This window comes from Promicromonospora sp. NPDC057488 (assembly GCF_042802395.1).
Lineage (GTDB): Bacteria > Actinomycetota > Actinomycetes > Actinomycetales > Cellulomonadaceae > Promicromonospora.
In genome coordinates, this window is the sequence record NZ_JBHVEG010000233.1 from 1 (window position 1) to 8211 (window position 8211).

Genomic DNA, 8211 nt, shown 5'->3' on the forward strand with positions numbered 1-8211 from the left:
GTCGAGACCTGGTCAGGTCTCGACAAGCTCGACCAGCGAGGGAGCTCGACCAGCGTTGTGTTACCTCAGCCCAGCTCGGCCAGGTAGGTCAGCGTCGTCATGTCGGCGTCGCTGGTCATCTCGTCGAGCATGATGTTGCTCTGGCCCGTGACCACGATCCGCGTCTGCGTGCCCGGACCCTCCGTGACGGCCACGGCGTTGGCCACGTCGCCGGAACCACCGGCGTCGTACAGCGCGGACCAGACCTGCTCGCCCGAGGCGGCGTCGTAGGCGACGGTCGCGAAGTCCTCGCCGGTCTCCTCCTCCTCGCTGCGTCCCGTGACCACCACGTGGTCACCGCTCGGGGAGAACGCCCCGGCGTACGCGACGTCCTGGCCGTGCGCCGAGCCGTCGTAGCGCGCCGTCCAGCGCTCCTCGCCGGTCTCGACGTCGTAGACCGCCGTCAGGTAGTCGCTGCCGGTGTCCGTGCCCCACGAGTTGCCGGTGATCAGGGCGGACTCGCCGTCCGGGCTCACCACGACCGTGCGGGGGACGTCGGTGTCACCGATGCCGCCGTCCAGCCGCGAGACCCACTGCTCCTCGCCGGTGGCCAGCGAGTAGCCGATGGTGACCCAGTCGGTGGAGTTCTCGGCGCTGTTGTTGTCGCCGGTCACGAGGACGGTGCCGGCCGGGGTGATCGCTACCGCGCCGCCCGAGCCGCCCTTGTCGTCCGGGCCGTCGTAGGTGGCGTCCCAGAGCTGCTCGCCCGTGGCCGCGTCGAACGCGACGGTGCCCCAGTCCACGAGGCTCTTGCCCTCGCCGCGGCTCTGGCCGGTGACCACAACGGCCGACCCGTCCGGTGACGCCGCGATGGCGCGGGCGGCGTCCGTCTCGTGCACCGGGCCGTCGTACAGCGAGCGCCACAGCTCCTCGCCCGTGGCGGCGTCGTACGCGATCGTGCCGTAGTCGGCGGCACCCTGGTCGTCGAGGAGCGACATGCCCGTGACGTAGACGGCGGAGCCGTCCGGGCTCACGGCCAGGGCCTCGCCGTAGTCGGACAGGCCCTCGGCGTCGTACACCGAGACCCACAGGCGCTCACCGGTGGCGGCGTCGTAGGCGATGGTGACGTAGTCGGACTCGTTGCCGTAGCCGCCGCCCGAGGCGAGCACGAACAGCGTGTCGCCGTCCGGGCTGATGCCGAAGCCGGTCTGCTCGCCGCCCACCCCGGTGGGGCCGCCGTACACGTCCGACCACAGGGGCCGGCCCGTCGCCGCGTCGTAGGCCGCGGTCACCGGCGAGTTCTGGAACCCGCCGAAGCTCGCGGGCGACGTCTGGCCGGCGGTGTAGACCACCTTGCCGTCGGGCGAGGTGAGCGTCTCGTTGCCGTTGTCGTCGTTGGCGCCCAGGCCGTTCTCGCCGCCGTTGAACCGGGCGGTCCAGGCCTCGGCGCCCATGCGCAGCACGATGGGCGAGCGGACGGTGTGCCCGCCGCGGCCGTCGGACCACGTGAGGTGGCCGGCGAGCCGGGCGTTCAGCTCGGCCTCACCGCGCGTGAACGTGACGGTGAACGACGCCGACTTCCCGGGCGACAGCGTGAGCTTGCGGGGGCTGACCTGCACCCCGAGCCCGTCCAGGCCCGTGACGTCGGCCGTGTACGTGGCGCGCTTCTTGCCCACGTTGGTGACCGTGCGGGTGACCTGCTGGCCGTCGGCGGCCCGCCCGATCGCGATGGAGGGCGTGTTCAGGTCGGACGGCGCGAGGCTGTGCCCGTCCTGCTCCAGCGCGTCGCAGGTGGTCTGCTGCACGCCGTCGGTGGCACCGCAGAGGAAGGCGAACCAGTCCTCGACGTTGCTGTCGTACACCAGGCCGGGGTCGGTGGACTCGGCCGCGGCCACGTGCCCGCCGCCCTGCTGGTAGAGCGTGGCCGGGGCCTCGGGGTCGGCGTCCAGGACGTCCGAGCCCGTGGTCATCAGCGCGGACTTGACCGCCATGGGCGACCAGCGCGGGTTCTTCTCGACGAGGGTCGCCGCCAGGCCCGCCACGTACGGCGCGGACATGCTGGTGCCGCTCATCAGGTTGAAGTCCAGGCCCTGCTGCCCGGGCGGCGCCACGGCGGCGAGGATGTCCTGGCCGGGCGCGGTGACGTCCGGCTTGAGGATGTCGCCGTTGCCCGCGAGCGACGGGCCCCGCGAGGAGAACGCGGCCGTGTACGGGGCGGGCGTCGAGGTGTCGACGGAGGCCGCGGCGATCGTGGCCGTGGCGCCCGACGTCTTGGCGTAGGCGAGCAGCGCGTCGCGGTCGGTCGCCGCGACGTGCACCGACGGGACGGCCTGGACGTCCGTGTTGAGCGTGTCGCCCTCGACGGTGTTCACCAGGACCATGCCGACGCCGCCGGCCTCGGCGACCGCCGCGCCCTTGTTCACGCGGGCGTTCTCGCCGCGGTCGCAGAGCACGATCTTGCCGGCCACCTTGGCGGGGTCGAGCGCGGGCTTGCCGTTGTTGTCCGCCGTCGTGAAGCACATGCCGGCGTTCGAGACCGTGGCCCCGGCCGCGGCGACGTCGCGCCCGTAGACGAACGGCGCCGGGCCCACGACCTTCGCGGCCAGGGACGTGCCGGAGACCTTCGTGCCGTCACCGAGCGTCGCGCTGGAGCGGGCCGAGGTGGAGTGCGTGGCCGCGGCCACCGTGGTGATCCAGGGGCTGGGGTGCGCCACCGTGCCGGACGCCGGGCCGCTGTTGCCCGCCGAGGCGGACACGAACACGCCCGCCTGCGCGGCGGCCAGGAACGCGAGCTCCGTCGGGTCCAGGAAGTCGGTCAGGGTGCCCGAGACGGAGAAGTTGATGACGTCCACGCCGTCCGCGACGGCCTGGTCCACGGCCGCGACGATGTCGGAGGGGTACCCGCTCGCCGTCGAACCGTCCTCGGCGGACCACAGCGCCTTGTAGGCGGCGATCCGGGCGCGCGGCGCGACGCCGCTCACCGTCGAGCTGAACTTGTTGAGCGGACCGGTGACGGCGACGTCCTTGTTGCCGCCCGCGGTCGACGCGGTGTGCGTGCCGTGCCCGTTGTAGTCACGCGCCGACTGGAACTCCCACGGCATCTCCTGCGCGATGCCGGCGTCGCCGCCCCAGCCGTCGTTGAAGTGCCGGGCCGCGACGAGCTTCAGGTTGCACGAGTCGTCGTCCCAGGAGTCGTCGCCGACCGTCTCGGCGTCGTCGCACTCGCCGTCGAACCCGCGCAGTCGCTGGTAGGCCGGGCGGCCGCGCTTGTCCTTGTCGGAGAAGCTGGCGCTGTCCGGCCAGATGCCGGAGTCGATGACGCCGATGACGACGTCCTCGCCCGCGGCGGCCGGCTTGCCGTGCCCGGCCGGGCCCTTGAACAGGGGCGCGTCGTCGGCGGAGGCGGAGGCGGTCGTGGGCTCGCCCCAGACGGTGATGCCCTCCTCGCCGTCGCCGTCGCCGTCCTTGCCGTCGGCGGTGGCCGTCGTGTCGGCCGTGGTGGTGTGCACTAGGACGTCCTCGGTGACCGCGAGCACGCCCGGCTCGGTGCGCAGCTCGGCGGCCTGGGCCGCCGTCAGCGACGTCGCGAACCCGTCGAACGAGTACACGTACTGGTAGAGCGGGTCCTTGGCGCCCACGCTCTGCAGCGCGGCGCGGTGCTTGCCGCGCAGGTGCTTGGCGTACTCGACGACCTCGGGCGCCGCCGGGTCGACCTTCTCGCCCTCGGCAGGCTTGGTGGCGGCCAGGCCGGCCACCCCGCCCGTGTACGTGGCGACGGGCTGCAGCGCCATCTGCACGATGTAGTTCTTCTTCGCCGTGGCGTCGGGCTGTGCCCCCGCCGCGGTGCTCGTCGCCGTCGCCGTGAGCGCTAGCGCGAGCGTCACCGCCGCCGCACGGCGCACATGCCCGCGTGACAGCCGGCGTTCGTCGGACCGTCGGTCCATGTGCCCTCCTTCAGATCAGCCACGGAGCATCCGCGGCTGATCAGTGAAGGTAATTGCGTCGATTGCCGGAAACATCAGTGCCATACACTGACTTTTGCCTCACGACGGGCACCACGGTCCCCGGGTACCACACGGAGGGAGCAGCCGTTTGAGCCTCGACCACGCGACTGCACCACCGGCTCGACCCCGAGTTTCACCCGTCCTGGTGGGCCGCACGAGCGAGCTGGAGTCCCTGGTCCACAAGGTCCGGGCCACGCCGTCCCTGGTCGTCATCGACGGCGAGGCGGGCGTCGGCAAGAGCCGCCTCGTGCGCGAGCTCGCCACCGACCCGGCGCTCGCGGGGATGCCCGTGCTCATCGGCCACTGCGAGCACCTGCAGGAGCCGCTGCCGCTCGCGCCGGTGCTCGACGTCCTGTCCCACCACGCCGACCTGGTGCGGCCCGGCGACTACAACCCGATCGTCGGCGCGCTCGCGCCGCTCGTGCCCGAGCTGGGCGACCGGCTCCCGCCGCCGCCCCCGGAGCTGGCCGACCAGCGCGCCGCGCGGCACCGGGTGTTCCGGGCCGCCGCAGAGCTGCTCGACCGCATGGGCCCGGCGGTCCTCGTGCTGGAGGACGTCCACTGGGCCGAGAGCAGCACCTTCGACTTCCTGACCTTCCTGGCCGCGCACCAGCCCGAGGGGCTGTGCATCGTGCTGACCCTGCGCAGCGGCGGCACCCCGCTGCCGGTCCGCGAGTCCTTCGCGCGCGCCGCGTCCGGGCCGCCGCTGGCGCTCACGCTCAGCCCGCTCGACCCGGCCGGCGTCGGGGAGCTGGCCGGGCGCATCCTCGGCACCGAGGTCTCCGCCGGGTTCGCCGCCACGCTCCACGAGCGCACGGGCGGCATCCCGTTCGTGGCCGAGGAGGTGCTCGGCGCCCTGCACGAGACCCCGCTGCCCGACGACGCCGCGCAGCAGGACGACGTGCTGACCGACCTGGCGGTGCCCACCGCCCTGCGCGACGTCGTGCTCGGCCGGCTCGACGGCGTCGCCGAGGGCACCCGCGAGGTGCTGGGCGTCGCCTCCGTGCTGGACCACCCCGTCGACGTCGACCTCATCGCGGAGGTCACCGGCCTGCCGCCCGCCAGGGTCGTGGAGGCCCTGGTCGACGCGATCACCGCCGGGCTGCTGCACGAGCAGGACGGGCAGGTGCGGTTCCGGCACGTGCTGGCCGAGCAGATCGTCTACGACGCGCTGCCCACGCCCACCCGCCGGCTGCTGCACCGCACCGTGGCGCGCGCCATCGAGGAGCGGGAGGGCCCGCGCCCCGTGGCGCGCCTCGCGCACCACTACCACCGCGCGGGCGACGTGACCCGGTTCGTCGCGTACGCCGAGGACGCCGCCGACCTGGCCGTCTCGCACGGCGACGACGCCCACGCCGCGCGCCTCCTGGTGCAGGCCATGGAGGCCGATCTGCCGACCGAGCAGCGGCTGCGGCTGGCCGTGAAGCTCGGCCGGGCGGCCGTGGACGGGCTCGCCCACGAGGAGGCCGTGCCGCTGCTGCAGCAGCTCCTGGCCGGCGAGCTGCTGCCCGGCGACGTGCGCGGCGAGCTCCGGTTCGCCCTGGGCCGTCTGTTCCGGCAGCAGGGCCTGGCCGACGCCGGCTACCGCGAGATCGAGCGGGCGCTGCCGGACCTGGCCGACAACCCCGCGCTGCTCGCCCGGGCGCTCGCGATCCTCGCCGCCCCGGAGACCGTGACCGACCGCCCCATGGCCGTGCACACCCGGCGCGGCGAGCAGGCGCAGGACGCCGCGCGGCGCAGCGGCGCCGTCGAGGTGGAGCTGGCCGTGCGGATCGCACGCGCCTCGCTGCTGATCGAGCAGGGCGACCCGGAGGGGTGGCCGCTCGTCGAGGCGCTGCTCGGCGACGCCGCGCTGCCCGCCCACCCCCGCGAGCACGCCCGGGCCTGCGTGAACTGGGCCCAGGCCGCGCTGCACGTGGGCCACGTGCGCCGCGCCGAGCGGCTGCTCGCCGAGGGCCGCCGCGTGGTGGCGGCGGCCGAGTACCTGCGGGTCAACGACGTGATCGAGCTCGTGGCCGCCGCCGTCGACTGCGCCGCGGGCCGCTGGGGCGACCTGGCCGGCCGCGCGCACGAGCTCGTCGTCCGGCGCCCCGGGTTCGACGCCGCCTCGCTGGACGACCGCCTGCTGCACGGCGTCATGCTCGCCGCGTCCGGGGGCGCCTCCGAGGCCGCCGCGCACTTCACGGACCTGGTCGAGGACGCCGTCCGCGTGGGCGCCGTTTGGCCGCTGCTCGCCGGCCGCAGCGCGCTGGCCCGCCTGCTGCTCACGCTCGACGACGTCGAGGGCAGCGCCCACCAGGCCGACCTCGCCGTGGCCGCCGCCCGGCAGAAGGGCAACTGGGTGTGGGCCGCCGAGCCGATGCTGTGCCTGGTCGACGCGCTCGTCACCCAGGGCCGCACGCCGCAGGCCCGGGTGCACGTCGAGGAGCTCGCGGCCGGGCTAGGCGTCGTCGACGCGCCGCTTGCCCGGGCCGCCCTGCTCTCCTGCCGGGCGGTGGTGGCGCGCGCCGACGGCGACCACGCGGCCGCCGTCGGGCTGCTGCGTGAGGCGCGGGCCGTCGTGGCCGAGGCCGGGCTGCGCCCGGAGGAGTCCCGCGCGGTCGAGCGCCTGGGGGAGTGGCTGGCCGAGGACGGCGACGCCGAGGGCGCCGCGCTCCTGGAGGAGGCCCTGCGCGGCTACGGCGCGCGGGCCGCGAGCAACGACGTCGCGCGGGTCACCCGAACGCTGCGCCGGCTCGGGCTCCCGGTCCCGTACCCGTGGCGCGGCGGACGACGCTCCAACGGGCTCGGGCTGTCCGGGCGCGAGCGCGAGGTCGCGCTGCTGGCCGCGCGGGGACGGACCAACCGGCAGATCGCCGCCGACCTGTTCCTGTCGCCGCGGACCGTCGAGAGCCACGTGTCGAGCGCGCTGCGCAAGCTGGGCTGCACGTCGCGGGCCGACCTCGCCGTCCGCCTCCTCGACGCCGCCGAGGAGGACCGGGCCCCGGTCGCGGGCTGAGGCGGGGCTGCTTGGTCGGGCTGCTGTCTGGTCGGCTGGCCGGCCGGCCTGCCCACTCGGCTCGGCCTGCCCCTCTGCCGGCCCGCCCGCTCGGCCTCCCCGCTTTTGCCGACCATGCAGTTGCTGCCAGGCCGGGCCCGGGTCTGGCAGTAGCTGCATGGTCGTGTCGGGCGCCAGACCTGGGCCGGTGTCCGCCGGGTCAAGCCTCGCGGGCTGGGGCCATGTGGTGTGCTCCAGATCACCTGGCCTACCCCTTTCCTTGTAAGTCTACAGTCGTAGACTTACAGACGTGGGTGGGCGACGGCATCGGCACCACGCCGACGAGCCCGCCCGATCGGAGGAGAACGATGGAGCTGAACCTGAGCGGCAAGCGCGCGCTGGTCACTGGATCGAGCGCGGGCCTCGGCGAGGCGACGGCACGATTCCTGGCGGCCGAGGGCGCCGCCGTGGTGGTCCACGGTCGCGACCGGGACCGCACCGAGGCCGTGGCGGAGGCGATCCGCGCCGCTGGCGGCGACGCCACGGCGGTCCTGGGCGACCTCGCCACGGACGACGGCGCGGCCGACGTCGCGCGGGCGGCGACGGCCGGCGGGCCGGTCGACATCCTGGTCAACAACGCCGGCTTCTACCGGCACCTGTCCTGGACGGACGCCGCGCCGCAGGAGTGGGCCGACACGTACAACGTGAACGTCGTCTCCGGGGTGCGGATGATCCAGCACCTCGTGCCCGCGATGCGCGAGCGCGGCTGGGGACGCGTGATCACGATCGGCGGCGGCCTCGCGTCGCAACCGATGAACACGCACCCGCAGTACAACGCCACCCTGGCGGCGCGGCACAACCTGGCGGTCTCGCTCGCGCGCGAGCTGGCCGGCACCGGCGTCACGTCGAACGTGGTGTCGCCGGGCGCGATCCTGGTCGACGCCACGCAGGAGCTCGTCACGGAGATCGGGCCGGCGCGCGGCTGGGGCAGCACGTGGGACGAGATCCTGCCCAACGCCGTCAAGGCGCTGATCCCGAACGACCGCGGCCGCTTCGGCAAGCCCGACGAGATCGCCGCCGCCGTCGCCTACCTGTGCGGCGACCTGGCGGAGTACGTCAGCGGCGCGACCCTGCGCGTGGACGGCGGGCTGATCAAGGGCGCCTTCTGACGCCTACCGCGGGTCGAGCTTGTCGAGACCTGAGCCGCCCGCGGGTCGAGCTTGTCGAGACCTCACCAGGTCTCGACAAGCT

Annotated in this window: 3 protein-coding genes; 2 read left to right on the plus strand and 1 reads right to left on the minus strand. The window is 74.4% G+C overall.

Annotated features, from left to right (window positions below; all coding sequences use genetic code 11):
* Positions 1–65 precede the first annotated feature (65 nt).
* Positions 66–3923, minus strand: coding sequence for a S8 family serine peptidase (locus tag ACFU5G_RS27635; protein ID WP_377251916.1), 3858 nt, complete (start codon positions 3921–3923; stop codon positions 66–68).
* A gap of 205 nt (positions 3924–4128) precedes the next feature.
* Here ACFU5G_RS27635 and ACFU5G_RS27640 point away from each other — a divergent pair, with 205 nt between their 5' ends.
* On the plus strand, positions 4129–6981 hold the full coding sequence (locus tag ACFU5G_RS27640; protein WP_377251918.1) for an AAA family ATPase: 2853 nt from the start codon (positions 4129–4131) through the stop codon (positions 6979–6981).
* A gap of 347 nt (positions 6982–7328) precedes the next feature.
* The gene (locus tag ACFU5G_RS27645; RefSeq protein ID WP_377251920.1) at positions 7329–8129 is read left to right on the plus strand and encodes an SDR family NAD(P)-dependent oxidoreductase; all 801 of its coding nucleotides are present in this window, start codon (positions 7329–7331) and stop codon (positions 8127–8129) included.
* Positions 8130–8211 lie beyond the last annotated feature (82 nt).

Coding starts and splice junctions, on each gene's coding strand:
- ACFU5G_RS27635 (WP_377251916.1), bottom strand. CDS start 3,923: ATGGACCGACGGTCCGACGAACGCCGGCTGTCACGCGGGCATGTGCGC.
- ACFU5G_RS27645 (WP_377251920.1), top strand. CDS start 7,329: ATGGAGCTGAACCTGAGCGGCAAGCGCGCGCTGGTCACTGGATCGAGC.